Here is a 24,147-nt window from a genome sequence, read left to right on the forward strand (position 1 = left end):
CCACACGCCATGGAGCCAGACGGCCCAGCGTCCACACCCCGGGTCGTCCTCGGGGTGAGTGGCGGCATTGCCGCCTACAAGGCCGCACTGCTGCTGCGCCTGCTCACCGAGTCCGGGCACGACGTGCGCGTCGTGCCCACCGAGTCGGCCCTGGAGTTCGTCGGCGCTCCCACCTGGGAGGCGCTGAGCGGGCACCGGGTGAGTACCGACGTCTTCGAGAACGTCCACGAGGTGCCGCACGTACGGCTCGGCCAGCAGGCCGACCTCGTCGTCGTGGCACCCGCCACCGCCAACACGCTGGCGCGCGCCGCCCACGGCCTGGCCGATGACCTGCTCACCAACACGCTGCTGACCGCGCGATGCCCCGTGCTCATGGCCCCGGCCATGCACACCGAGATGTGGACTCATCCGAGCACCCAGCACAACATCAGAGTGCTCAAGGACAGGGGAACGCTGGTCCTGGAACCTGCCGACGGACGGCTCACCGGCTCCGACACCGGCCCCGGCCGGCTGCCCGAGCCGGAGGCGATCTTCGCGGCCTGCCAGCATGCGCTGGCCGCCCGCCCGCGCGACCTCGCCGGCCGGCACGTGGTGGTGAGTGCCGGTGGCACCCGGGAGCCGCTGGACCCGGTCCGTTTCCTCGGCAACCGCTCCTCAGGACGCCAAGGTCTCGCACTGGCGGAGGCCGCAGTCTCCCGTGGCGCCCGTGTCACCCTGGTGGCCGCCAACGTCGAGCTGCCGGTCCCGGCCGGGGTGGAGGTCGTACCCGTCGGCACCACCGAGCAGCTCCGGCAGGCCGTGCACTCGGCGGTCGAGGACTCCTCGGGACCGCCGGCCGACGCCGTCGTCATGGCAGCCGCACCGGCGGACTTCCGGCCGGCCGACCTCGCCGACTCCAAGATCAAGAAGACCCACGACGGCGCAGCGCCGACGATCAGTCTCGTGGAGAACCCCGACATCCTTCTCGAGCTCGTGCAACGCCGTCGCACCAAGAACCCGGATCATTCTCCCGCCCACAGCCCGGGCCCCCCGCCGGTCATCGTCGGTTTCGCTGCGGAGACCGGCGACGAGCGGGGCAGCGTCCTGGAGCACGCCACGGCCAAGCTGGAGCGCAAGGGCTGTGACCTTCTCGTGGTCAACGACGTCAGCGGTGACCGCGTGTTCGGGCAGCAGGAGACCGAAGCCGTGATCCTCTCCGCCGACGGTGAGGTGGCCCGAGTCGGGCACGGCCCCAAGCAGGACCTCGCCCACGCCGTCTGGGACGCCGTCGTCCGACGGGCGGAATGGCCGCATGAGCCGGCGGTTGATCGGTAGACTTCCCAGAAGTCCTCGGGAGTCGAGCCCGGCACAGGCCCGTGGACACGCGATAACGCCATTTCGCTGAAACCCTGTCCCACACCCAGGAGAGATGTAGTGAGCCGACTGTTCACGTCCGAGTCCGTGACCGAGGGTCACCCGGACAAGATCGCCGACCAGATCAGCGACAGCGTCCTCGACGCGCTGCTCGCCGAGGACCCCAAGAGCCGCGTCGCCTGCGAGACGTTCGTGACCACCGGGCTGGTCCTGGTCGGTGGCGAGGTCACCACCAAGACGTACGCCGACATCGCGCGGATCGCCCGTGACCGGGTGCTGGAGATCGGGTACGACTCCTCCACCAAGGGCTTCGACGGTGAGTCCTGCGCCGTGCAGGTGACGCTCGACGCCCAGAGCCCCGACATCGCCCAGGGCGTCGACACCGCAGAGGAGGGCCGGGTCGATGGCAAGACCGATCCGCTCGACCTGCAGGGCGCCGGCGACCAGGGTCTCATGTTCGGCCTGGCCGTCGACGAGACCCCCGAGCTGATGCCGCTGCCGATCACGATCGCGCACCGGCTCGCCGAACAGCTCACCGAGGTGCGCAAGAACGGCACGCTGCCGTACCTGCGTCCCGACGGCAAGACGCAGGTCACCATCGAGTACGACGACGATGACCGCCCCGTCCGCGTGGAGGCCATCGTGCTCTCCACCCAGCACGAGGACGGCGTCGACCTGGAACACCAGCTGCCCGAGGACATCAAGAAGCACGTCATCGACGCGGTGCTGAGCCAGTACGACATCGACGCCTCCGACTACCGCCTGCACATCAACCCCACCGGCAAGTTCGTCATCGGCGGTCCCATGGGCGATGCCGGCCTGACGGGCCGCAAGATCATCGTCGACACCTACGGCGGGTACGCCCGCCACGGTGGTGGAGCCTTCTCCGGCAAGGACCCGAGCAAGGTGGACCGTTCGGCCGCCTACGCGATGCGCTGGGTCGCCAAGAACATCGTCGCGGCCGGTCTGGCACGCAAGGCCGAGGTGCAGGTGGCGTACGCCATCGGCGTCTCCCGGCCGGTCGGCTTCTACGTCGACACCTACGGCACCGAGACCGTTCCCGTCGAGACCATCCGACAGGCCGTGCTCGAGGTCTTCGACCTGCGTCCCGGCGCCATCGTGCGCGACCTGGACCTGTTGCGACCCATCTACGCCGAGACCGCTGCGTACGGCCACTTCGGCCGTCCCGGTCTGCCGTGGGAGAGCACCGACCGTGCCGATGCCCTGAAGGCCGCTGCCGGTCGCTGAGTCCGCTCGTCACGACGGCCCCCGCTGCGGCGGGGGCCGTCGTGCGTCCGCAGACGTCGGTCCCGGCTGGTAGAACGAGCACGTGAACACGAGCGGCGACGAGGACGACGGGCAGCTGTCCCTCGTGCCGTCCGGCCCGGAGCCGGATCCGTCTGCCGGGGCGAGCACTGAGCCCAGGGGGCAGGAGGGTCCGCAGGCAAGCCCGGCGCAGAGCACCGTCGACCGGCCGGTGGCGCGCGTCGTGGTGGACACGCCGCTGGCGCACCTGGACCGGCTGTTCGACTACCTCGTGTCCGAGGAGATGGACGACGCCGTGGTGCCGGGCTGCCGGGTCAAGGTGCGCTTCGCTGGACGCTTGAGCGACGCCTTCGTCGTCGAGCGGGCCGAACGCACCGATCACCACGGGCGGCTGGCGCCGCTGGCCAAGGTGGTCTCGTCCGAGCCCGTGCTGACCCCGGACACCCTGGCCCTGTGCCGCGACGTCGCCGACCGGTGGGCCGGAACGCTCAGCGACGTCCTGCGACTGGCCGTCCCACCTCGTCACGCGCGGGCGGAGGCCCAGCCGTCGCTCGAGCCCGACGGGGAGCTGCCGCCCGTCGTCGACGACACCTGGCAACCCTGGCCGCGCGGACCGGAGTTCATCGCCGAGCTGACCGCGGGAGCCTCCCCCCGGATCTGCTGGGCCGCGTTGCCGCACCGAGATCCCGCCCGTGCCGTGGCCGAGGCGGTGCTCGCCACGCTGCACTCCGGACGTGGCGCCGTGGTCTGCGTGCCCGACGTGCGTGACGTCGCCCGCTGGGACGCGGTCTTCACCGACGTGTTGGGTCCGGGGCGTCACGTCGTGCTGACGGGTGCGCAGAAGCCTGTCGCGCGCTACCGCTCCTACCTCGCAGTGGCGCGTGGCACCGTGCAGGTGGTGCTCGGCACCCGGGCCTCGGCCATGGCACCGGTCCGTGACCTCGGTCTGGTGGCCCTGTGGGATGACGGCGACGACCTCTTCGCGGAGCCCCGCGCGCCCTACCCGCACGCCCGCGAGGTGCTGCTGACCAGGGTCGCCAGGCAGGGGTGCGGGCTGCTGCTCGGGGGGTTCGCGCGGACGGCCGAGGCGCAGTCGCTGGTCGAGTCGCGCTGGTGCTCGGACGTCGTGGCCGAGCCCACCACGAGACGGCGCGCGTGGCCGCGCGTCGACGTCACTGACGGTTCGTACGAGGGCGCGGCTCCAGCGCGCCTCCCGCGGGAGGTCTTCGCAGCCATCCGGGAGGCCGCCGGGCCGGTCCTGGTGCAGGTGCCACGCCGCGGCTACCGGGCATCGTTGGCGTGCCAGGACTGTCGCACGCCCGCACGGTGCCGCTCCTGCGAGGGCCCGCTGGTGCAGCCCGGCCGTGATCGTGCGGTGACGTGCCGCTGGTGTGCGACGCAGGTGTCCTCCTGGCGGTGCGCCGAGTGCGGTTCGGGTCGGCTGCGCGCGCCCGTGGTGGGACAGCTGCGCACGGCCGAGGAGTACGCGGCCGCCTTCCCCCGGCGGACGGTGGTGACCTCAGGTGGTTCCGCGGTGCTCGATGAGGTGCCGGACGGGACCGATGGGCAGGACGTCGTCGTGCTCGCCACCCCGGGTGCTGAGCCGAGGGTCCAGGGTGGCTACGACCTCGTGGTGCTCATGGACACCTGGCTCGTCCTCGCCCGGGACGATGTCCGGGTGAGCGAGGAGGCACACCGTCGGTGGCTGAACGCGCTCGCGCTGGGGCGGCAGACGCGCCGAGCGATCGCGGTGGGTGACCCGGTCCTGCTCCAGGCACTGGTGCGGGCCGACCCGGTCGGGCTCGCCGAGCGTGAGCTGGCCACGCGGGTCGAGACGCACCTGCCGCCGGCGGGTCGACTCGCGGTCGTGGAGGGTCCGCGCGAGGACGTGGAGCCACTGTCCGCGCGGACCTGGACGCCCCACACCGAGGTCCTGGGCCCGGTGCCGGCGGACCTGTGGGCCAGGGAGGGCCGTCGGGGCTCGGGGCGGGCGGAGAACGCGGTCCAGCTGGTGCTGCGGGCGCCGCGTCGAGAGGGTCTGGCGCTCGCCGCTGCTCTCAAGGCGGTGCAGGCCGAGCGGTCCGCCGCCAAGCTGGCACCGCTGCGTGTCCGTGTCGACCCGCACTCCTGGTGAGGCCCATCTGCTGATCGGTGCCGTACCAACCGAAACAGGCGATGGTCTGCTGATCGGTGCTTCAGCAACCGAATGATCGTCGTTTCGGTTGGTACGGCACCGATCACCACCTTGGAGGGTCTGTTCGGTTGCTCAGGCACCGATCAACGGATCAGGGGAGCGGCCTAGACTCATCGCCCGTGAGGATCGTGTTCGCAGGAACCCCGGAGACCGCCCTGCCGTCGCTCGACGCACTGGTGGCGAGCCGGCACGACGTCGTCGGTGTCGTGACCAGGCCCGATGCCCGTCGCGGTCGGGGACGCACCCTCGCACCGAGCCCGGTGGCCGAGCGAGCCGTCGAGCACGGGATCGAGGTGCTCAAGCCCGAACGCGCCACCGATCCGGACTTCCTGCAGCGGCTGCGCGCACTGGAGCCGGCCTGCTGCCCGGTGGTCGCCTATGGGGCGCTCCTGCGCCGTGAGGCGCTCGACGTGCCCGAGTATGGCTGGGTCAACCTGCACTTCTCCGTCCTGCCCGCCTGGCGGGGCGCTGCTCCCGTCCAGCGTTCGATCATGGCCGGCGACGAGGTCACTGGCGCGACGGTCTTCAGCCTGGTCGAGGAGCTGGATGCCGGCCCGGTACTCGGCGCGGTCACCGAACGCATCCGTGACGACGACACCGCCGGGACCCTGCTGGACAGGCTCTCCCTCGAGGGGGCCCGGCTGCTGGTGGATGCCCTCGACCACATCGAGGTCGGCGACATCGCCGCGGTCCGCCAACCCGAGGACGGCGTCTCGCACGCCGCCAAGCTCACCACGCAGGACGCCCATGTCGACTGGTCCCGCCCGTCGTTCGCCGTGGACCGTCAGGTCCGAGGCTGCACACCGGCACCCGGCGCCTGGACCGAGCTCGACGGCCTGCGGCTGAAGGTCGCACCCGTCACCGTCACCGGCGACGACACGCTCGCCCCGGGCCACGTGGCGGTGACCAAGCGCGAGGTCCGCGTCGGAACAGCCACCACCGACGTCGTCCTCACCGAGGTCCAGCCCCACGGAAAGCGCCCCATGGCGGCCGCTGACTGGGCCCGCGGCACGAACCTGGCCGAGGGCGCAGTCCTCACATGAGCGACCCGGTCCGTACGATCGCCTTCCTCGTCCTGCGCGCCGCCCGTGAGCAGGACGCCTACGTCAACCTGACCCTGCCCGGGATGCTGACCGAGCATCGCGTCACCGGTCGCGACGCTGCTCTCGCCACTGAGCTGGTGCACGGCACGATCCGGCGTCAGGCCACCTACGACGCGATCATCGACCGGCTCGTCTCCCGGCCGCTCGACCCTCCGGTCCGCGACGCGCTGCGTCTGGGTGCCCACCAGCTGCTGTCCATGCGGGTGCCCGCGCACGCTGCCGTCTCCGAGACGGTCGACGTCGTGCGGCGAGAGCTCGGCCACAAGCCGGTCGGTTTCGTGAACGCGGTCCTGCGTCGGATCGGTGCCAAGCGGCTCGAGGTGTGGCTCGAGGAGGTCACCGAGGGTCTGGACGCCGATGACGTCCGCGCGGTGCGCACGTCCCACCCACGCTGGATCATCGAGGCGTTCCGGGACGCGCTCACCGAGGGTGGCGCCGCGGACGACGACACCCTGGATGCTCTTCTCGAGGCCGACAACGCCGCGCCTCAGGTCACGCTCGTGGCCCGGCCGGGCCTGTGCGAGCCCGATGAGCTTCCGGGCATGCCGGGGGAGCACTCCCCGTACGCCAAGATCCTCGACGCTGGTGATCCCGGATCGATCCCGGCGGTCCGGGACGGGCGTGCGGGGGTCCAGGACGAGGGATCCCAGCTCGTGGCCATCCTGCTCGCCGAGGCCGGGCTGGAGCACCGCCCCGGCGCCCCCGGCAGCGACGCCCGCTGGCTCGACCTGTGCGCAGGCCCCGGAGGCAAGGCTGCGCTCATCGGGGCACTGGCCGCGCAGCAGGGAGCCAACCTCGTCGCGAACGAGGTGCAGCACCATCGGGCGGAGCTGGTGCGCGGGGGCGTGCGGGCACTGGACAACGTCGAGGTCACGGTGTTCGACGGCCGCCACGGGCCGTGGCGACCCGGCTCCTTCGACCGAGTCCTCGTCGACGCCCCGTGCACGGGGCTGGGTGCCCTGCGCAGACGGCCTGAGGCTCGTTGGCGTCGCCAGCCGGACGATCTGGACGTGCTCGTCGGGCTCCAGCGCGAGCTGCTGGCCCGGGCCCTCGAGCTCACCCGCCCCGGCGGCGTGACGGTCTACGCCACCTGTTCACCACACCGCTCGGAGACCACCGGAGTCCTGCAGGCCGTGACGGGCCGGCGCGACGACGTCGCGGTGGAGTCGACCCGCCAGTGGTGGCCCCACGTCCACGGCACTGATGCGATGTTCGCTGCCGTCCTGCGGCGACTCTAGGTCTGGACCGTCGGGTCCCGATCCCGCTGGGCCCTCGCGGGGGCGTGAGTCTTCCTCGTTGCGCTCCTAGGTCTCGGTACACCCCGCTGGGGTACCTCTTGCTCGTTCCTCGCGCGAGGTGCGCCCAGCGGGGCACTCGACCTCCTGCGCTTCGCTCGCAGGATCCCCGCTCGTTCCTCGCGGGGATCCTGCTCGCTACGCTCCGGACATGGGCATCCAGATCACACCGAGCCTGCTGAACGCCGACTTCGCGAACCTCGAGGCCGAGGCAGCGCGCATCCCCGGCGCCGACTGGCTCCACATGGACGTCATGGACAACCACTTCGTGCCCAACCTGACGCTCGGTGCACCGGTCATCGAGGCACTCAGCAAGGTGGCGTCGCAGCCCATCGACGCCCATCTGATGATCGCCGACCCGGACCGCTGGGCACCGTCGTTCGTGGAGGCCGGCGCCGGGAGCGTCACGTTCCACGTCGAGGCGGCCGCTGCCCCCGTCAGGTTGGCGCGTGAGATCCGGGCCAAGGGTGCCCGCGCGTCGATGGCGCTCAAGCCGGCCACACCGATCGAGCCGTACGAGGACCTGCTGCCAGAGCTGGACATGGTCCTCGTCATGACCGTCGAACCCGGCTTCGGGGGCCAGAAGTTCCTCGACCTGTGCCTGCCCAAGATCCGACGGGCCCGCGAGCTCATCGACAACACCGGCGGCGGACTCTGGCTGCAGGTCGACGGCGGCGTCTCCCTGGAGACCATCGAACGCTGCGCCGAGGCGGGCGCGGACACGTTCGTCGCCGGCTCCGCCGTGTTCGGGGCGGACGACCCAGAGGCGATGGTCCGTTCACTGCGTGAGACCGCAGCGTCGGTGTCGTCGTCCTGACCCGGTAGGATCGGTGATGACGAGCAACTGCTCGCGTGCTCCGGGATCGGTGTAATTCCGAGCCGGCGGTCATAGTCCGCGACCCGGTTCCCGCAAGGGATCCGGTTGAACCGGTGGAATTCCGGTACCGACGGTGAAAGTCCGGATGGGAGGCGCACGCGGTCCGCAGCGGTGCGGACTGTTGGTCGGCACGTGGTCGAGACCAGGTGTCCCTCCTCCCGCCCGCCCCCGGGGTGCGCCAGCACCGAGCGGAGGAGCACATGGCCACCGAGAACGAGTCGCGGGCCCGGCATGAGCGCGGTGTCGAGCTGGAGGCCATGCGTCGTGCCCTCGACGCCGCCCGTGCCACCGACCGAACCCTGCCCAATCCTCGCGTCGGATGTGTCCTGCTGGGCCCTGACGGCACGGAGCTGGCTCTGGGGGCTCACGAGGGCGCCGGGACCCCGCACGCCGAGGTGGCCGCGATCGAGGCCGCGCGTGGAGCGGGTCGCGACGTCCGGGGAGCCACGGCGGTCGTCACCTTGGAGCCGTGCGACCACACCGGGCGCACGGGTCCCTGCACGCAGGCCCTCATCGAGGCGGGCGTGACGCGGGTCGTCCACGGGCAGTCCGACCCCGACCCTGCCGCCGCCGGGGGAGCGGGCCGGCTCGCCGCAGCCGGCATCGACGTCGAGGGTGGGGTGCTGGCCGAGGAGGCCGAGGCACTCAACCGCGAGTGGACCCACGCAGTCACGACCGGTCGTCCGTTCGTCACGTGGAAGTACGCCGCCACCTTGGACGGGCTGAGCGCGGCGCCCGACGGCAGCAGCAAGTGGATCACCAGCGACGTCGCGCGGCGTGACGTGCAGACCTTCCGGGCCGAGGTCGATGCGGTCATGGCCGGTACGGGCGCGGTGCTCGCCGACGACCCTCGCTTGAGCGTCCGCGACGAGTCGGACCTGCCGCTGCCGTACGCGCGCCAGCCGCTGCGCGTCGTCGTGGGGGAGACGCAGGTCCCGGGCTACTACCGCGTGTTCGACCGGGTGGCGCCCACGCTGCTCATCCAGAACCGCGATCCCGACGTTGTGCTGGCCCGGCTCGTGGAGGAGGGCATCCGTCACGTCTGGCTGGAGGGGGGCCCGCGTCTGGCGGGTGGCTTCTGGAACGCCGGCGTGATCGACCGCGTCATCGGGTACATCGCCCCGTCGATGCTGGGGTCGGGTCGCGCCGCCCTGGAGGGCGAGGCCACGACGTTGGCCGACATTCGCCCCATCGACATCACAGACCTGACCCGCATCGGGCCGGACATCCGCATCATCGGAACGCCGGGCCGGGCACCACGAGAGGAGATGCCCTGATGTTCACCGGACTCGTGGAGGAGAAGGGCACGGTCGTGGCCCTCGACGACCTCGGCGACGCTGCGCGGCTCACGGTCCGTGCACCGCTGGTGACCTCCGGCGCCGGGCACGGTGACTCCATCAGTGTCAATGGCTGCTGCCTGACCGTCGCGGTCCCCTCCATCGCGGCGGCGCAGCCGGGCACGTTCAGTGCCGACGTGATGGCCGAGTCGTTGGCCAGGACGTCGCTGGGCTCCCTCGACGTCGGCGACGAGGTGAACCTCGAGCGTGCCGTGGCTGCCGGGGGGCGTCTGGGCGGGCACATCGTCCAGGGCCACGTGGACGGAACCGGCCGCCTGCTGTCGCGCGAGAGTGCCGAGCACTGGGACGTCCTGCGGTTCTCCCTGCCCGAGGACCTGGCGCGCTATGTCGTGGAGAAGGGCTCCATCACCGTCGACGGTACGTCCTTGACGGTGGTCGAGGTCGCCGATGCCCCGCCCGGGCCGGGGGCGGCCGACAACGCAGGTGCCTGGTTCTCCGTCTCGCTGATCCCCACCACGCTCGCGGACACCACCCTGGGTGGCCTCGCCGTGGGGGATCGCGTCAATCTCGAGGTCGACATCCTCGCCAAGTACGTCGAGCGCCTGCTCGGGAAGGGAGCGCAGCGATGAGCGTGCGCCTGGACAGCATCGAGCGAGCGATCGCCGACATCGGTGACGGCAAGGCCGTCGTGGTGGTCGATGATGAGAACCGTGAGAACGAGGGCGACATCATCTTCGCCGCCAGCAAGGCCACGCCGGAGCTGATGGGCTTCTTGGTGCGGTACTCCAGCGGCTACGTGTGCGCCCCGATCACCGGGGACGTGCTGGACCGGCTCGGCATCCCGCTCATGACGCCGCACAACCGTGAGCTGATGCGGACCGCGTACACGATCTCGGTCGACGCTCGCGACGGCATCACCACCGGGATCTCCGCTGCCGACCGCGCGCGTACGTGCCGTGTGCTGGCCGACTCCGCGACGGAGCCGTTCGAGCTCGTCATGCCCGGTCACATCCTGCCGCTGCGGGCCAAGGACGGCGGTGTGCTGGAGCGTGCCGGTCACACGGAGGCGGCCGTGGACCTGACACGGCTGGCGGGACTCACTCCGGCCGGTGTGATCGGGGAGGTCATCCACGACGACGGCACCTTGATGCGTGCACCTGCGTTGCGTGAGTTCGCCGACGAGCACGACATCGCGCTCGTCTCGATCGAGGACCTACAGGTCCATCTGCGGCTGCACCAGTCGCAGGTGGAGCGGCTGGCCACGACGCGCCTGCCCACGGAGTTCGGCGAGTTCACCGCGTACGGCTTCCGCGACCGCATCGGCGGCGCGGAGCACATCGCGATGGTGTACGGAGCCCCCGACGAGACCGACAGGACCGACGGCACCGACAGGGCCGGCGGGGGTGCCGGGCCGTGGGCGGCGGGAGACACCGTCCTGACGCGGATCCACTCCGAGTGCCTGACCGGCGACGTCCTGGGGTCGCGTCGTTGCGACTGTGGGCCGCAGCTGCAGGCGTCGATGGCCCAGATCATCGCCGAGGGGTCCGGGGTGGTCGTCTACCTGCGCGGCCACGAGGGACGTGGCATCGGGCTGCTGCACAAGCTGCAGGCCTACGAGCTGCAGGACGGCGGGGAGGACACGGTGGACGCCAACCTGCGGCTGGGCTTCGGCGAGGACGAGCGCGACTACGCCGCCGGGGCACAGATCCTGCGTGACCTCGGCGTCGAGTCGGTGCGCCTGCTCACCAACAACCCGAGCAAGACCTCGGCCTTGGAGGCATACGGGGTCAAGGTGGCCGAGCGTCTGCCCATCGAGATCGTGCCGACGCCGGAGAACATCCGGTACCTGCAGACCAAGGCAGAGCGCATGGGCCATGATCTTCCCGGCCTGAGCGAGCAGTCCCTGAGTGAGGAGAGCACGTCGTGAGTGGACACGGAGCCCCCAGCCTGGAGGTCGACGCGAGCGGCTCGCGAGTCGCCGTCGTCGCATCGAGCTGGCACGAGGAGGTGATGGACGGGCTCATCGCGGGCGCCCGGACGGCGCTGGCCGACGGTGGTGTCACCGACGTGACCCTGGTGCGCGCCGCCGGTTCGTTCGAGCTTGCGGTGCTGGCGCAGGCCTGCGCCCGCGCGGGGTTCGATGCTGTGGTCGCGCTCGGTGTCATCATTCGCGGCGGCACCCCGCACTTTGAGTACGTCTCCTCGGCGGCCACGGACAGTCTGGCGCGCGTCGCCCTGGACACCGGTGTCCCGGTGGGCTTCGGGCTGCTCACCTGCGACACCGAGGAGCAGGCCCTCGACCGGGCCGGGCTGGACGACAGCAGCGAGGACAAGGGACGAGAGGCCGCCGAGGCGGCGTTGGCCACGCTGGTGACGCTCCGTTCGGTCCTGGCGGAGACTGCCCTGGGTGGCCGGGCCGATCGCTGACTTCGGGGACGCCCGCGTCGCTCGGCCGGATGCTGGCCCTAGACTTGGCCGTGTCATGAAGACCTTCGACACGCTCTTCACCGAGCTCGCCGACAAGGCGCAGACCCGCCCTGAGGGATCACGCACCGTCGCCGAGCTCGACGCCGGTGTGCACACGATCGGCAAGAAGCTCGTCGAGGAGGCTGCCGAGTCCTGGATGGCCGCCGAGCACGAGGGACCGGAGCGTACGGCGGAGGAGATCAGTCAGCTGCTCTACCACGCGCAGGTCATGATGATCGCCAGTGGCATCACGCTCGACGACGTGTACGCCCACCTGTGACGGCAGCGGGAGCCGACTCCACCGAGGACCCGTCCGCTGCCGTGGCCTGCGGGTCCGCCACCCCCACCGGAAAGTCACCACCATGCTGAGAGTCGCCGTGCCCAACAAGGGCGCGTTGTCGGAGGCCGCGAGCCAGATGCTCGTCGAGGCCGGCTACCGCCAGCGCCGCAGCTCCAAGGACCTCGTCATGATCGACGTCGAGAACGACGTCGAGTTCTTCTACCTCCGCCCTCGCGACATCGCCGTCTACGTCGGTGAGGGCACCCTGGACGTCGGCATCACCGGCCGCGACTTGCTGCTGGACTCCGAGGCGTCGGCCACCGAGCAGATCGGCCTGGGCTTCGGCGCCTCGACGTTCCGTTTCGCTGCGCCCAGCGGGTCCATGACCGACATCGCCCAGCTGGACGGCAAGCGCATCGCGACGTCCTACCCGATCGTCGTCGAGGCCTACCTGCAGGAGCGCGGGATCTCGGCCACGGTGGTGCGTCTGGACGGTGCCGTCGAGTCGTCGGTCCGGCTCGGTGTCGCCGATGCGATCGCTGACGTCGTGGAGACCGGCAGCACCCTGCGCCAGGCTGACCTGGAGGTCTTCGGGGAGTCGATCCTGGTCTCCGAGGCGGTGCTGGTCACCCGCGAGGGAGCGCCGGAGGCCGAAGCCTACGAGGTCTTCAAGCGGCGTCTCGACAGCGTCATCGTCGCGCGGACCTACGTGATGATGGACTACGACATCCGCGTCGAGAACGTCGAGGCGGCCGTCGAGCTGACGCCGGGCATCGAGTCCCCGACGGTCTCGCCCCTTCATCGGGAGGGGTGGGTCGCCGTGCGCTCGATGGTGCCGCGCGACGCCGCCCAGAGGATCATGGACGGGCTGTACGTGCTCGGGGCCCGGGGCATTCTTGTCACGGACATCTTGGCGTGTCGGGTGTGACGACCCACCGACCCGGCGGCACCCGCTACGTGGCCTATGGGGGCTGCGTCGCGCTGGTGGCGATGTCGGTGGCGATCACCGTCGGGCTGCCGGCGGAGATCCGTGCCCAGGTGTCGCTGTCGCAGGCGCTCACGCTCTACGGGTGTGTCGCAGCCATGATGCTGATCCTGCACGGCATCGGTCGCAGCTACGTGCGGGTCGACGATCGGGAGATCGAGGTCGTGAACGGTTTCCGGCGGCACGTGCTGACCTGGGACCAGGTGCTCGGTTTCTCCTTCAACGAGGGAGCGCCGTGGCCGACGTTGGTCACCAAGGACGACGAGCGGGTGATGCTGTTCGGCATCCAGGGCAGCGACGACACGCGCAAGATCGTCGAGGATCTGGTCAGGAGGATTCCGTGAGGTGGTTCCGATGACTCCTGGCCCGTCCCTCGCCGAGCCGGCGTTCCCCGACGACGACGGCCTGGCCTATCCCGCGCTCGCGGAGGCTCTCGGTGACGACGTCGCGGTGCTCAGTGTGCTGGGGTCGGTGCGGGTCTTCGTGCCGATCGTGGCGACCCTCGGCGACCAGGGCGCCGCAGAAGATCCCGGCGGGGGTGCGGGGCCGTGGGCCGCGGAGGGCGCTGGCGGGGGTGCGGGGCCGTGGGCCGCGGAGGGCGCTAGCGGGGGTGCGGGGCCGTGGGCCGCAAAGGGCACAGACAAGGACGCGGACATGGCAGCAGTCCTGATGACGGGCGCTGACGGGCGGAGAGCACTGCTGACGTTCAGCAGTCTGACCACCATGGCCGCGTGGAACCCCGAGGCTCGGCCGGTACCGGTCTGGGGGCAGGCTGCTGCCGTGGCAGCGCTGGCCGAGGGGGCCTCGGCCCTGCTGCTGGACCTCGGCTCACCGCACTTCAGCGTCGTCGAGACCAACGACGTGCAGCACCTCGCGGCCGGGGACCGGCTGGTCCGGACGGCCGACTCCCTGGCCTGGGTGCGCGCTCCCGGGGCCTGATCGCACCCGTGGCGACGAGAGCCTGCGCTGCAGGGCAGGCCACGGCGGGGCTGCGTCGTCGTATTGTCGGGTCATGGTCTCCTTCATCTCCCACCTGTCCATCGACGCGCACGATGCGTATGCGCAGTCGCGGTGGTGGCAGCAGGTGCTCGACTACGTCGAGGATCCCGCGGACCCCAATGAGCCCGGGCACGAGGAGTGCGCCATCTCCAAGCCGGACGGGACCGGCGTGATCCTGTTCATCGAGGTGCCGGAGGCCAAGGAGCTCAAGAACCGTCTGCACCTCGACCTGCGACCGTCCGACCGGTTCCAGGAGGCAGAGGTCCAGCGGCTGCTCGCGCTGGGGGCCGCCACGGTGGCGGACCATCGGGGCATCTACGGGCCGGGCTCGGGCTGGGTGACGTTGGCCGATCCGGAGGGCAACGAGTTCTGTGTGCTGCTCAGCCGGCAGGAGCGGGCCAGGTGGAATGCCGAACGAGCCGGCGACGGCTGATTTCCCCAGCGTGAGCACGCGCTGCTATGCTGGTGCGTGAAGTGGAGGCCCACCTCCCACCTGCTCGGTTCGAGGATCGAGGGGTAGCCGACCGGCTCGCCCGGTCGACAGCGTCGCCGGCCTGCCCGCCGTCGGCGCGACCGGTGGCCTCCGTTTCGCACGGGGGCCATTTTTCGTGGCCTCCCCACAGACCCCAGGAGGATCCATCAGCACAGAGCTGCGCGTCAACGACCGCATTCGCGTACCGGAGGTTCGTCTCGTCGGACCCAGCGGCGAGCAGGTCGGCATCGTCCGCATCGACGATGCCCTTCGTCTGGCCGCCGAGGCCGACCTCGACCTCGTCGAGGTGGCCCCCACGGCCCGGCCGCCGGTGTGCCGTCTCATGGACTACGGCAAGTTCAAGTACGAGGCCGCCCAGAAGGCACGCGAGTCACGACGCAACCAGACCAACACCATCATCAAGGAGATGAAGCTCCGCCCCAAGATCGACCAGCACGACTACGACACCAAGAAGGGCCACGTCGTGCGGTTCCTCAAGGCGGGCGACAAGGTCAAGATCACGATCATGTTCCGCGGTCGTGAGCAGCACCGCCCCGAGCTCGGGTACCGGCTGCTGCAGAAGCTCGCGGAGGACGTGGACGACCTGGGCGTCGTCGAGGCACATCCCCGTCAGGATGGCCGCAACATGACGATGGTGCTGGCACCGCTGAAGAAGAAGTCCGAGGCCCAGGCCGAGGTCAAGGCCGAGAAGGCCAAGACCACCGCCGAGAAGGTTGCTGAACGCGAGGCCGAGGCAGCCGCGGACAAGGCCCACCGAGAAGCCGCACAGAAGACCGCGACGCCCAAGAAGCCCAAGCGTCGCTCCGAGAACCTCGACCCAGACATGGAGGCATGAGATGCCGAAGTTCAAGCCCCACTCGGGCATGAAGAAGCGCGTCAAGATCACCGGCAAGGGCAAGCTGCGCCGTGAGCAGACCAACCGACGTCACCTGCTGGAGCACAAGCCCAGCACCCGCACGCGCCGGCTCGCCGGAACGGTCGACGTGGCCAAGGCCGACACCAAGAAGGTCAACAAGCTGCTCGGTCGCTGACCGCGCCCCGAATCGTTCGAAGGAGTATTGACATGGCACGCGTCAAGCGTTCTGTCAACGCACAGAAGAAGCGCCGCGAGACCCTGGAGCGCGCCGCCGGCTACCGCGGGCAGCGTTCGCGCCTGTACCGCAAGGCCAAGGAGCAGGTCACCCACTCGCTGGTCTACAACTACCGCGACCGCAAGGCTCGCAAGGGCGACTTCCGTCGCCTGTGGATCCAGCGCATCAACGCCGCGGTTCGCGCCGACGGCATGACCTACAACCGCTTCATCCAGGGCCTGAAGGCCGCGGGCGTCGAGGTCGACCGCAAGATGCTCGCCGAGCTGGCCGTCAACGAGCCGGCCGCGTTCAGCGCTCTCGTCCAGGTCGCCAAGGACAACCTGCCGGCCGACGTGAACGCCCCCAAGGACGACGCGGCGGCCTGAACGTCGTAGCGACCACGCACGTGGCGAGCCTCGAGAATGCGCTCACCGTCCGCAGCGGACGGGTGAGGTATGCTCGACGGCTCGCCACTCGTGCGTTCCGGGCCAAGACCGGTGAGTTCCTCGCCGAGGGTCCCCAGGCCGTCCGGGAGGCCCTGGAGCTTCCCGGGACGGTCACCGAGGTCTTCGCCACGGCCGAGGCCGGCGAGCGCCATGCCGATGTCGGCGAGCTCGCGCACCGGGGCGGCGTCACCTGGAGCGTCGTCGGCGACGATGTCGTCGCCGAGGTGGCCGACGCCGTCACGCCGCAGGGTCTGGTGGCCGTGTGCCGCGACGTCGTCGCCGGCCTGGACGCCCTGCCGCGTCAGCTGCGTCTGGTGCTCCTGTGTCACGAGATCCGTGACCCCGGGAACGTCGGTGCCGTCATCCGTTGCGCCGACGCTGCCGGGGCCGATGCCGTCATCCTCACGGGCGACAGCGTGGACCCGCAGAACCCCAAGGCCGTGCGGGCGAGCGCCGGGAGCCTGTTCCACCTGCCCGTCGTGGTGCACGGTGCGCACGGGGGCGCGCTCGCTGCCCTGCAGGAGCGTGACGTCCAGGTGCTGGCCACCACGGGCTCGGCCGACGTCGATCTCTTCGACGCCTCCCTGGACCTCGCCCGACCGACCGCGTGGCTCATGGGCAACGAGGCGCATGGGCTACCCCCCGAGGTGCTGGAGGCCAGCGATCGTGCGGTCGCCGTGCCGATCCTCGGTCGTGCCGAGAGCCTGAACCTGGCGACAGCAGCCGCTGTCTGCCTGTACGCCAGTGCGAAGGCGCTGGCCTCGACGAGCGGGGGGACATGAGACTGCAGTGCTGCGTGAACGGCTCGCGCGACGTCGAGGAGCATCCCGGTGTCGCGCGGACGCCTCGGGAGTGCGCCGAGCAGGCGGCGCGGGCCGTGCAGGCCGGTGCCGTCGACCTGCACGTGCACCCACGAACGGCCGATGGTCGGGACAGTCTCGCGGCCGATGACGTCGCCACCTGGGTCGGTGCCGTCCGCGAGCGGGTCGACGTGCCCGTCGGGGTCACCACGGGCGCCTGGGCATGGACTGGCTGCCGGTCCGCCGTCGCGGCGATCGCCGACTGGCAGGTCCTTCCGGACCACGCCTCGGTCAACTGGCACGAGCCTCAGGCCGAGCCGGTCTGCGAGGCACTCCACACCCGCGGGATCGCCATCAACGCGGGCTTGTGGACGGCCGCCGACGCCGAGCGCTGGCTGGCCTCCCCCTGGCGCGAGCACACCGCGCTCGTGCTGCTGGAGCTCGCCGACCTCCCGGACCAGGAGGAGGCCGCGGTACAGCTCCTGGAGCTGGTGGCGCCCAGCGGTGTCCCGGTGCTGATGCACGGTGAGGGGCGCTCCACCTGGCCGATCATCGACCTCGCCGTCGCCCGAGGAGTCGCCTCACGGATCGGTCTGGAGGACGTCCTCGAGGGGCCGGACGGAGAGCTCGTGGCGGACAACGCCGCGCTGGTCGGGCTCGCTCTGCGCCGAGGTGCACGCACTCCGTACTAGATTGCCTCCATGGTGGGTCGACTCGACGCGTTCCCCGACGGGGTCGTGATCGCCGACGCCGACGGGCGGGTCGAGTACGTCAACCCGCGCGTCGAGAAGATGGCGCGGGCCGAGCCGGGCGAGATGATCGGCATGCACCTCAAGGACGCCATCCCGTTCGACGACCTCAACGGCAACAGCTGGTACGACTCCGTGCGGCCCTACGACGGGCTCGCCATCCGCAGGAGGATCTCGGAGCAGTCGTGGTGGTCGCCCCGCGGCAGCGAGTACCTGATCACCGCGCGCCTGGTCCGGGACCGTCCCGCGGGCACCGTGACGGCGGTCTACGTCAGCGTCCGCAACGCCCGGATCCGCAACCAGCGCGATCGCGAACGCTCTGACCTCGTCGCCACCGTGGCGCACGAGCTGCGCTCACCGCTGACCGGCATCAAGGGGTTCACCTCCACGTTGCTGAGCAAGTGGGACCGGTTCTCCGACGAGCAGCGCCAGTTCATGCTCGAGACGGTCGACGCCGACGCCGACCGCCTGACCCGCCTCATCACCGAGCTGCTTGACGCCGCCCGCATCGATGCCGGTCGCCTCACCCTGCGTCAGGGCCCGGTGCACGTGGCCGACATCGTGCGCTCGGTGCTGGTCAGCGTCTCCATGGGTGCCGGCAACTCCGAGGCCCTGGAGCCGGTGGTGATCGGAGACATCCCCGTCGTCTGGGGCGACGCCGACCGCATCACCCAGGTCGTCGCCAACCTCGTGGAGAACGCGGTGCGCCACGGGCACGGCCTGCGCGAGGCGCGGGTGCGCGCCACGGAGCCAGGGGAGTCACCGGCCGGGGGGACCGACGATGCGGGTGTGGTGGTGGAGATCCACGACCAGGGGCCCGGGATCCCCGAGGAGATGCGTCAACGCGTGTTCAGCCGGTTCTGGCGTGCGGGCTCGGGCGCCGGCAGCGGGCTCGGCATGTACATCGTGCGTGGCATCGTCGACTCCCACGGTGGTCGGGTGGAGATCCTCGACGGCGAGCACGAGGGCGCCGACATCCGGGTCTGGCTTCCCGTCAACGAGCCGGACGCGCTCACCGACTGACCCCCTCACTAGACTGGTCCGGTCCCCGACCCTCCGACGACAGGACCGCATGTCCGCGCCGAACTCCGACTACGACCCGGTCGAGGTGACGCCGCTGCGTGCCGACGAGGTCGAGCGTGCGCGTGAGGCGGCCCTGGCCGCGATCGCCGACGCCGGCTCCCTCGCCGAGCTCAAGCAGGCCCGCCTCGAGCACGTCGGCGACCGCTCCCCGCTGGCCCTCGCCAACCGGGAGATCGGCGCCCTGCCCCCGCAGGCTCGCAAGGAGGCTGGTCAGCGGGTGGGTCAGGCCAGGGGAGCGGTGAACCAGGCGCTTGCTGCCCGCACCGCCGAGCTCGAGGCGCTGGAGGAGAAGCGTCGACTCATCGAGGAGACCGTCGACGTCACCCTGCCCACGGACATCGAGCCGGTCGGCTCCCGCCACCCCCTCACCACCATCCAGGACCATGTCGCCGACATCTTCGTCGCGATGGGGTGGGAGGTTGCCGAGGGCCCCGAGGTCGAGGCGGAGTGGCTCAACTTCGATGCGCTCAACCTGGGCCCCGACCACCCGGCGCGCACCATGCAGGACACCTTCTGGGTCTCGCCCTCGACGGCAGCGCTCGTCCTGCGCACCCACACCTCGCCCGTGCAGGCGCGCACCATGCTGACGCGCAAGCCTCCCATCTACATCGCGTGCCCCGGCCGGGTCTTTCGCACCGACGAGCCGGACGCGACACACGCGCCCGTCTTCCACCAGGTCGAGGGGCTGGCGATCGACGAGGGTCTGTCGATGGCGCACCTGAAGGGGACGCTCGACCATCTGGCCGCAGCGATCTACGGCGAGCAGATCACGACGCGCTTCCGGCCGTCGTACTTCCCGTTCACCGAGCCCAGTGCCGAGGTCGACCTGCTCTGCTACGTCTGCCAGGGCAACCCCGATGCGGTCGCCGACTGCGGCACCTGCCGCGGTGAGGGCTGGATCGAGTGGGGTGGCTGCGGTGTGGTCAACCCGCGGGTGCTCATCGCCTGCGGCGTCGACCCGGAGCGTTACTCCGGCTTCGCCTTCGGCATGGGCCTGGATCGCACCATCACCAGCCGCTACGACATCGCCGACCTGCGCGACCTGTGGGACGGCGACGTCCGCTTCACCGAGCCGTTCGGGGTGGGACTGTGAGTGCGCCCCGTCTGATCCGCCTGTTGTCGCCGGAGGTCTCGTCGTGAAGGTTCCCGTCACCTGGCTGCGTGAGCTCACCGGCCTGCCGGCCGACGTCAGCACCGAGGTGCTGGCCACCCGGCTCACCGCCTACGACCTCAAGCTCGAGGAGATCATCGGCGCCGGCGTGTCCGGCCCCCTCGTGGTCGGCCGTGTCCTGGCGCTGGAGGCCGAGCCGCAGAAGAACGGCAAGACGATCAACTGGTGTCGCGTCGACGTCGGCAGCCACAACGACCTGTCGGTGCCCGACGCGCCCGGGCAGGACGTGCCCTCCCGGGGCATCGTCTGCGGTGCGCACAACTTCGGCGTGGGCGATCTCGTGGTCGTCTCGCTGCCCGGCACGTACCTGGCAGCGCTCGGGTTCGAGATCGGCTCCCGCAAGACGTACGGTCACGTCTCCGACGGGATGATCTGCTCCACGCGCGAGCTGAGCCTGCCTGATGATGCCACCACGGCGGACGGCATCGTCGTGCTCGAGCCTGGCAGCGCCGAGCCCGGTGACGACGCGATCACCCTTCTCGGCCTGGACGAGGAGGTGCTCGACCTCGAGGTCAACCCCGATCGTGCCTACGCGCTCTCCATGCGGGGCGTCGGGCGGGACACGGCCCTGGCGTTCGGGCTGAGCTTCTCCGACCCGGCCCAGCTCGTGGACGATCCGGCCACCAGGGGCGAGGGATACCCGGTGCGCGTCGATGACGCCGGCGCCTGCCCGGTCTTCACTGCCCGTGTCGTCACGGGCTTCGACCCGTCGCGCCCATCGCCGCCGTGGATGGTGCGTCGCCTGGAACAGGCCGGCATGCGGTCCATCTCGCTCGCCGTGGACGTCAGCAACTACGTCATGCTCGAGCTCGGCCAGCCGAACCACGCCTACGACCGCGCCAAGCTGGACGGACCGATCACGGTGCGACGTGCGGCCGAAGGGGAGAGCCTCACGACGCTCGACGACGTCGAGCGGACACTCGATCCGGCCGATCTGCTGATCTGCGACGACAGCGGCCCGATCGGCCTGGCCGGGGTCATGGGCGGCGCGAGCACCGAGATCGACGCCTCCACCACCGACATCGTCATCGAGGCCGCGCACTTCGACCCGACGACCGTCTTTCGTACCGGACGGCGTCACCGGCTGACGTCGGAGGCCGGCAAGCGCAATGAGCGTGGCGTCGACCCCGAGCTCGCCGCAGTGGCCTCGCGCCGAGTGGCCGAGCTCCTGGTGGAGCACGGCGGTGGCGCGATCGACGACGGACTCACCGTCGTGGGGGAGGCGCCCGGCCGTCGTCCGGTGACGATCTCCGCGTCGCTCCCGGCTCGCGTCTCGGGTGTAGACATCGCTTCCGGCGACGTCGTGGTGGCGCTCGAGGGCAACGGCTGTGAGGTCGAGACCGACGGATTCACGATCACGGCCACACCGCCGAGCTGGCGTTTCGACCTCGTGGATGCCTACGACCTGGTGGAGGAGGCGTTGCGCGTCGTCGGGTACGACCAGGTCCCCTCGGTGCTGCCCACGGCGCCCGGTGGTCGGGGGCTGACCCGCTCGCAGGAGCTGCGGCGCCGGGTCGGGTACGTCCTGGCCGGCGCGGGCCTGACGGAGGTCAAGACCTTCCCGTTCGCCGGCCCGGCGGACCTCGACCGTCTCGGCGTCCCCGTCGAGGACGCACGGCGCCGCCAGGTCCTGCTGGAGAACCCGCTGTCGGCCCAGGAGCCGGGCCTCACCACGACGCTGCTCATCGGGGTCCTACGGGCGTTGGCGCTCAACGTCGGACGGGGCCACGAGGACGTCGCGATCAGCGAGGTCGGACGCGTCTTCACACCGCGTCCTGGTGCTCCTGAGGCACCGATCTACGGCGTCGATCGACGCCCCACTCCCGCGGAGCTGGACGCCCTGGACGCCGCCCTGCCCGAGCAGCCGTTCCATGCCGCATGGGCTCTGGCGGGCCAGCGTGAGCGTCGCGGCTGGGCGGGGCCCGGACGCGACGCCACGTGGGCCGACGCCATCGCTGTGGGCCGACGTCTCGCCGATGCCCTGCACGTGAGCATCACGGTCGAGCAGGCACAGCACGCACCGTTCCACCCGGGCCGCTGCGCCGCTTTCTGGCTCCACGGTCCCGCCGGGGATGGCGGACCGGGAGCGACAGGGAGCAGAGTCATCGGTCACGCCGGTGAGCTGCACCCTGACGTCGTGCGCGCGCACGGCCTGCCCGAGCGGGCCGTCGCCGGCGAGATCGATCTCGACGTGCTCCTGGCTGCTGCGCCGGAGGTCGGGCCCAAACCGGACTTCTCGGCGTATCCCGTGGTCAAGGAGGACCTCGCCCTCGTGGTGGCTGACGATGTGCCTGCCGCGCGGGTCCAGCAGGCTCTGGAGCAGGCCAACGCCCTGGTGGAGTCGGTCCGGCTCTTCGATGTCTACACCGGCGAGCAGGTGGGTCAGAACCGTCGTTCGCTCGCGTTCTCGCTGCGTCTGCGGGCTCGCGACCGCACGCTCTCGGAGACCGAGATCAGTGCCGCGCGTGCCGACCTGGTGGCAGCCGCGGAGGCGGCCGGCGCCACCCTGCGCACCTGACCCTCGCGAGTCACTCCGTCACACGTGGCGAGTCACTGCGTCACCCGTCGCGAGTCACTCAGTGACGTGTGGCGAGTCGCTTGCGGACCGGCCACCCGTCCGCCTCGCGGTGCGAGGGGATGACGTGACTCCCGGGCGGTGCCGCAGTGACTCCCGGGCGGTGCCGAAATGACTCCCGGGTGGTGCCGCAGTGGCTCGCGAGCGGTGCGGGAGTGGCTCGCGACCGGAGGCGATGTGCACGAAATTGCATGGTTGTGCAAGACTATGCGTCATGTCCAAGGTTCTCACCACGCTCCCGGCCGGCCACAAGGTCGGCATCGCCTTCTCCGGAGGTCTCGACACCTCGGTCGCCGTCGCCTGGATGCGCGAGAAGGGGGCCATCCCCTGCGCCTACACCGCCGACATCGGCCAGTACGACGAACCCGACATCTCCGGGGTCCCCGGGCGGGCGATGCAGTACGGCGCCGAGCTCGCGCGCTCTATCGACTGCAAGGGGCCGCTGGTCGACGAGGGACTCGCCGCCCTTGCCTGCGGTGCCTTCCACATCCGCTCCGGCGGCCGGGCCTACTTCAACACGACGCCGCTCGGCCGGGCGGTCACGGGCACGCTGCTGGTGCGCGCGATGCTCGAGGACGGGGTGCAGATCTGGGGCGATGGCTCGACGTTCAAGGGCAACGACATCGAGCGGTTCTACCGCTACGGGCTGCTCGCCAACCCCGAGCTGCGCATCTACAAGCCGTGGCTGGACGCGGACTTCGTCGAGGAGCTGGGCGGACGCCACGAGATGAGCGAGTGGCTCCTCGAGCGGGGCCTGCCCTATCGCGACAGCCAGGAGAAGGCCTACTCGACCGACGCCAACATCTGGGGCGCCACCCACGAGGCCAAGAAGCTGGAGCACCTCGACGTCTCGCTGGAGACGGTCGATCCGATCATGGGGGTGAAGTTCTGGGACCCCGAGGTCGAGATCGCCACCGAGGACGTCACCATCTCCTTCGAGGCCGGGCGTCCCGTCGCGATCAACGGCACACAGCTCGACCCGGTGGCGCTCGTGCACCAGGCCAACCTGATCGGCGGACGGCACGGACTCGGCATGTCCGACCAGATCGAGAACCGGATCATCGAGGCCAAGAGCCGCGGCATCTACGAGGCGCCCGCCATGGCGTTGCTGTGGATCGCGTACGAGCGGCTCGTCAACGCCATCCACAACGAGGACTCCATCGCCAGCTACCACCAGCATGGTCGGCGCCTCGGCAGACTCATGTACGAGGGCCGCTGGCTCGATCCGCAGGCGATGATGCTGCGCGAGTCCGTCGAGCGCTGGATCGCCTCGCTGGTGACCGGTGAGGTGACGCTGCGGCTGCGTCGCGGCGAGGACTACACGGTCCTCGACACACAAGGCCCTGCGTTCTCCTACCACCCGGAGAAGCTGTCCATGGAGCGCACCGAGAACGCTGCCTTCGGCCCGACGGACCGCATCGGTCAGCTCACGATGCGCAACCTCGACATCGCCGACTCCCGCGACAAGCTGGAGATGTACGCCGGCCAGCCGCTCGACCAGGGCCAGGTCCTCGTCGAGAACGGCACCCTGTTCGGCGAGCTGCCGGCCGGGGGAGCGATGCGCATCGAGGCCAACCCGTCGGTGGAGGACGACGCTGCGCAGGCGCTCGATGCCGCCGCGATGGAGTTCGGCAGCGACTGAGC

Annotated in this window: 24 protein-coding genes and 1 riboswitch; all 24 genes read left to right on the forward strand. The window is 70.7% G+C overall.

The genetic code is table 11. The features are described 5' to 3' along the window. The first annotated feature begins 9 nt into the window (after window positions 1-9). Window positions 10-1,314, forward strand: coding sequence for a bifunctional phosphopantothenoylcysteine decarboxylase/phosphopantothenate--cysteine ligase CoaBC (gene coaBC, locus ACEVFP_RS08735; protein ID WP_375003383.1), 1,305 nt, complete (start codon window positions 10-12; stop codon window positions 1,312-1,314). Between the two features lie 99 nt (window positions 1,315-1,413). Further along, on the forward strand, window positions 1,414-2,601 hold the full coding sequence (metK, locus tag ACEVFP_RS08740) for a methionine adenosyltransferase (RefSeq protein WP_375003384.1): 1,188 nt from the start codon (window positions 1,414-1,416) through the stop codon (window positions 2,599-2,601). An 82-nt stretch (window positions 2,602-2,683) separates the two neighbouring features. Further along, window positions 2,684-4,753, forward strand: coding sequence for a primosomal protein N' (locus ACEVFP_RS08745; protein ID WP_375003386.1), 2,070 nt, complete (start codon window positions 2,684-2,686; stop codon window positions 4,751-4,753). Window positions 4,754-4,932: 179 nt separating this feature from the next. Continuing rightward, the gene (gene fmt / locus ACEVFP_RS08750; protein ID WP_375003387.1) at window positions 4,933-5,856 is read left to right on the forward strand and encodes a methionyl-tRNA formyltransferase; all 924 of its coding nucleotides are present in this window, start codon (window positions 4,933-4,935) and stop codon (window positions 5,854-5,856) included. Then, window positions 5,853-7,154, forward strand: a complete 1,302-nt coding sequence (locus tag ACEVFP_RS08755; protein WP_375003388.1) for an RsmB/NOP family class I SAM-dependent RNA methyltransferase — start codon at window positions 5,853-5,855, stop codon at window positions 7,152-7,154. The genes fmt and ACEVFP_RS08755 overlap by 4 nt, the downstream gene beginning before the upstream one ends. A 208-nt stretch (window positions 7,155-7,362) precedes the next feature. Beyond that, a complete protein-coding gene (gene rpe, locus ACEVFP_RS08760) occupies window positions 7,363-8,028 on the forward strand; it encodes a ribulose-phosphate 3-epimerase (RefSeq protein WP_375003390.1) in 666 nt (221 codons plus the stop codon). Between the two features lie 31 nt (window positions 8,029-8,059). Further along, a riboswitch (FMN riboswitch) is annotated at window positions 8,060-8,190 on the forward strand. Window positions 8,191-8,288: 98 nt separating this feature from the next. Next, the gene (ribD, locus tag ACEVFP_RS08765; RefSeq protein WP_375003392.1) at window positions 8,289-9,365 is read left to right on the forward strand and encodes a bifunctional diaminohydroxyphosphoribosylaminopyrimidine deaminase/5-amino-6-(5-phosphoribosylamino)uracil reductase RibD; all 1,077 of its coding nucleotides are present in this window, start codon (window positions 8,289-8,291) and stop codon (window positions 9,363-9,365) included. Next, on the forward strand, window positions 9,365-10,015 hold the full coding sequence (locus ACEVFP_RS08770) for a riboflavin synthase (RefSeq protein ID WP_375003394.1): 651 nt from the start codon (window positions 9,365-9,367) through the stop codon (window positions 10,013-10,015). The genes ribD and ACEVFP_RS08770 overlap by 1 nt, the downstream gene beginning before the upstream one ends. Next, a complete protein-coding gene (locus tag ACEVFP_RS08775) occupies window positions 10,012-11,313 on the forward strand; it encodes a bifunctional 3,4-dihydroxy-2-butanone-4-phosphate synthase/GTP cyclohydrolase II (protein WP_375003396.1) in 1,302 nt (433 codons plus the stop codon). The genes ACEVFP_RS08770 and ACEVFP_RS08775 overlap by 4 nt, the downstream gene beginning before the upstream one ends. Then, the gene (gene ribH / locus ACEVFP_RS08780) at window positions 11,310-11,813 is read left to right on the forward strand and encodes a 6,7-dimethyl-8-ribityllumazine synthase (RefSeq protein WP_375003398.1); all 504 of its coding nucleotides are present in this window, start codon (window positions 11,310-11,312) and stop codon (window positions 11,811-11,813) included. The genes ACEVFP_RS08775 and ribH overlap by 4 nt, the downstream gene beginning before the upstream one ends. Before the next feature lie 55 nt (window positions 11,814-11,868). Then, the gene (locus ACEVFP_RS08785) at window positions 11,869-12,132 is read left to right on the forward strand and encodes a phosphoribosyl-ATP diphosphatase (protein WP_375003399.1); all 264 of its coding nucleotides are present in this window, start codon (window positions 11,869-11,871) and stop codon (window positions 12,130-12,132) included. A gap of 82 nt (window positions 12,133-12,214) precedes the next feature. Further along, complete coding sequence (gene hisG, locus ACEVFP_RS08790; RefSeq protein WP_375003401.1) at window positions 12,215-13,060, forward strand: ATP phosphoribosyltransferase; 846 nt, start codon at window positions 12,215-12,217, stop codon at window positions 13,058-13,060. Then, window positions 13,057-13,461 (forward strand): PH domain-containing protein, encoded by a 405-nt coding sequence (locus ACEVFP_RS08795; protein ID WP_375003402.1) that lies wholly within the window; start codon window positions 13,057-13,059, stop codon window positions 13,459-13,461. Before hisG ends, ACEVFP_RS08795 begins: the two co-directional genes overlap by 4 nt. Before the next feature lie 10 nt (window positions 13,462-13,471). Further along, the gene (locus ACEVFP_RS08800) at window positions 13,472-14,056 is read left to right on the forward strand and encodes an SseB family protein (protein WP_375003403.1); all 585 of its coding nucleotides are present in this window, start codon (window positions 13,472-13,474) and stop codon (window positions 14,054-14,056) included. Window positions 14,057-14,129: 73 nt separating this feature from the next. After that, window positions 14,130-14,549, forward strand: a complete 420-nt coding sequence (locus ACEVFP_RS08805) for a VOC family protein (RefSeq protein WP_375003404.1) — start codon at window positions 14,130-14,132, stop codon at window positions 14,547-14,549. Window positions 14,550-14,724: 175 nt separating this feature from the next. Next, window positions 14,725-15,444 (forward strand): translation initiation factor IF-3, encoded by a 720-nt coding sequence (gene infC, locus ACEVFP_RS08810; protein ID WP_375003405.1) that lies wholly within the window; start codon window positions 14,725-14,727, stop codon window positions 15,442-15,444. 1 nt (window position 15,445) lies between these two features. After that, a complete protein-coding gene (rpmI, locus tag ACEVFP_RS08815; RefSeq protein WP_375003406.1) occupies window positions 15,446-15,640 on the forward strand; it encodes a 50S ribosomal protein L35 in 195 nt (64 codons plus the stop codon). A 32-nt stretch (window positions 15,641-15,672) separates the two neighbouring features. Further along, window positions 15,673-16,065: a 50S ribosomal protein L20 gene (rplT, locus tag ACEVFP_RS08820; RefSeq protein ID WP_375003407.1), complete on the forward strand. Its 393-nt coding sequence runs from the start codon at window positions 15,673-15,675 to the stop codon at window positions 16,063-16,065. Between the two features lie 20 nt (window positions 16,066-16,085). Next, on the forward strand, window positions 16,086-16,907 hold the full coding sequence (locus ACEVFP_RS08825) for a TrmH family RNA methyltransferase (protein ID WP_375003408.1): 822 nt from the start codon (window positions 16,086-16,088) through the stop codon (window positions 16,905-16,907). Then, on the forward strand, window positions 16,904-17,617 hold the full coding sequence (locus ACEVFP_RS08830) for a 3-keto-5-aminohexanoate cleavage protein (protein WP_375003409.1): 714 nt from the start codon (window positions 16,904-16,906) through the stop codon (window positions 17,615-17,617). Before ACEVFP_RS08825 ends, ACEVFP_RS08830 begins: the two co-directional genes overlap by 4 nt. A 9-nt stretch (window positions 17,618-17,626) precedes the next feature. Continuing rightward, window positions 17,627-18,697: an ATP-binding protein gene (locus tag ACEVFP_RS08835; protein WP_375003411.1), complete on the forward strand. Its 1,071-nt coding sequence runs from the start codon at window positions 17,627-17,629 to the stop codon at window positions 18,695-18,697. Window positions 18,698-18,746: 49 nt separating this feature from the next. Further along, window positions 18,747-19,850, forward strand: a complete 1,104-nt coding sequence (gene pheS / locus ACEVFP_RS08840) for a phenylalanine--tRNA ligase subunit alpha (RefSeq protein ID WP_375003412.1) — start codon at window positions 18,747-18,749, stop codon at window positions 19,848-19,850. 43 nt (window positions 19,851-19,893) lie between these two features. Then, the gene (gene pheT, locus ACEVFP_RS08845; RefSeq protein WP_375003413.1) at window positions 19,894-22,446 is read left to right on the forward strand and encodes a phenylalanine--tRNA ligase subunit beta; all 2,553 of its coding nucleotides are present in this window, start codon (window positions 19,894-19,896) and stop codon (window positions 22,444-22,446) included. 271 nt (window positions 22,447-22,717) lie between these two features. Continuing rightward, a complete protein-coding gene (argG, locus tag ACEVFP_RS08850; protein WP_375003414.1) occupies window positions 22,718-24,145 on the forward strand; it encodes an argininosuccinate synthase in 1,428 nt (475 codons plus the stop codon). Window positions 24,146-24,147 lie beyond the last annotated feature (2 nt).

The organism is Aeromicrobium sp. CTD01-1L150, from assembly GCF_041951745.1.
Classification (GTDB): Bacteria; Actinomycetota; Actinomycetes; order Propionibacteriales; family Nocardioidaceae; genus Aeromicrobium.

Coding starts and splice junctions, on each gene's coding strand:
- rplT (WP_375003407.1), top strand. CDS start 15,673: ATGGCACGCGTCAAGCGTTCTGTCAACGCACAGAAGAAGCGCCGCGAG.
- rpe (WP_375003390.1), top strand. CDS start 7,363: ATGGGCATCCAGATCACACCGAGCCTGCTGAACGCCGACTTCGCGAAC.
- ACEVFP_RS08805 (WP_375003404.1), top strand. CDS start 14,130: ATGGTCTCCTTCATCTCCCACCTGTCCATCGACGCGCACGATGCGTAT.
- ACEVFP_RS08835 (WP_375003411.1), top strand. CDS start 17,627: ATGGTGGGTCGACTCGACGCGTTCCCCGACGGGGTCGTGATCGCCGAC.
- pheS (WP_375003412.1), top strand. CDS start 18,747: ATGTCCGCGCCGAACTCCGACTACGACCCGGTCGAGGTGACGCCGCTG.
- coaBC (WP_375003383.1), top strand. CDS start 10: ATGGAGCCAGACGGCCCAGCGTCCACACCCCGGGTCGTCCTCGGGGTG.
- ACEVFP_RS08800 (WP_375003403.1), top strand. CDS start 13,472: ATGACTCCTGGCCCGTCCCTCGCCGAGCCGGCGTTCCCCGACGACGAC.
- ribD (WP_375003392.1), top strand. CDS start 8,289: ATGGCCACCGAGAACGAGTCGCGGGCCCGGCATGAGCGCGGTGTCGAG.
- ACEVFP_RS08830 (WP_375003409.1), top strand. CDS start 16,904: ATGAGACTGCAGTGCTGCGTGAACGGCTCGCGCGACGTCGAGGAGCAT.
- ACEVFP_RS08775 (WP_375003396.1), top strand. CDS start 10,012: ATGAGCGTGCGCCTGGACAGCATCGAGCGAGCGATCGCCGACATCGGT.
- ACEVFP_RS08755 (WP_375003388.1), top strand. CDS start 5,853: ATGAGCGACCCGGTCCGTACGATCGCCTTCCTCGTCCTGCGCGCCGCC.
- hisG (WP_375003401.1), top strand. CDS start 12,215: ATGCTGAGAGTCGCCGTGCCCAACAAGGGCGCGTTGTCGGAGGCCGCG.
- ACEVFP_RS08785 (WP_375003399.1), top strand. CDS start 11,869: ATGAAGACCTTCGACACGCTCTTCACCGAGCTCGCCGACAAGGCGCAG.
- rpmI (WP_375003406.1), top strand. CDS start 15,446: ATGCCGAAGTTCAAGCCCCACTCGGGCATGAAGAAGCGCGTCAAGATC.
- ACEVFP_RS08770 (WP_375003394.1), top strand. CDS start 9,365: ATGTTCACCGGACTCGTGGAGGAGAAGGGCACGGTCGTGGCCCTCGAC.
- argG (WP_375003414.1), top strand. CDS start 22,718: ATGTCCAAGGTTCTCACCACGCTCCCGGCCGGCCACAAGGTCGGCATC.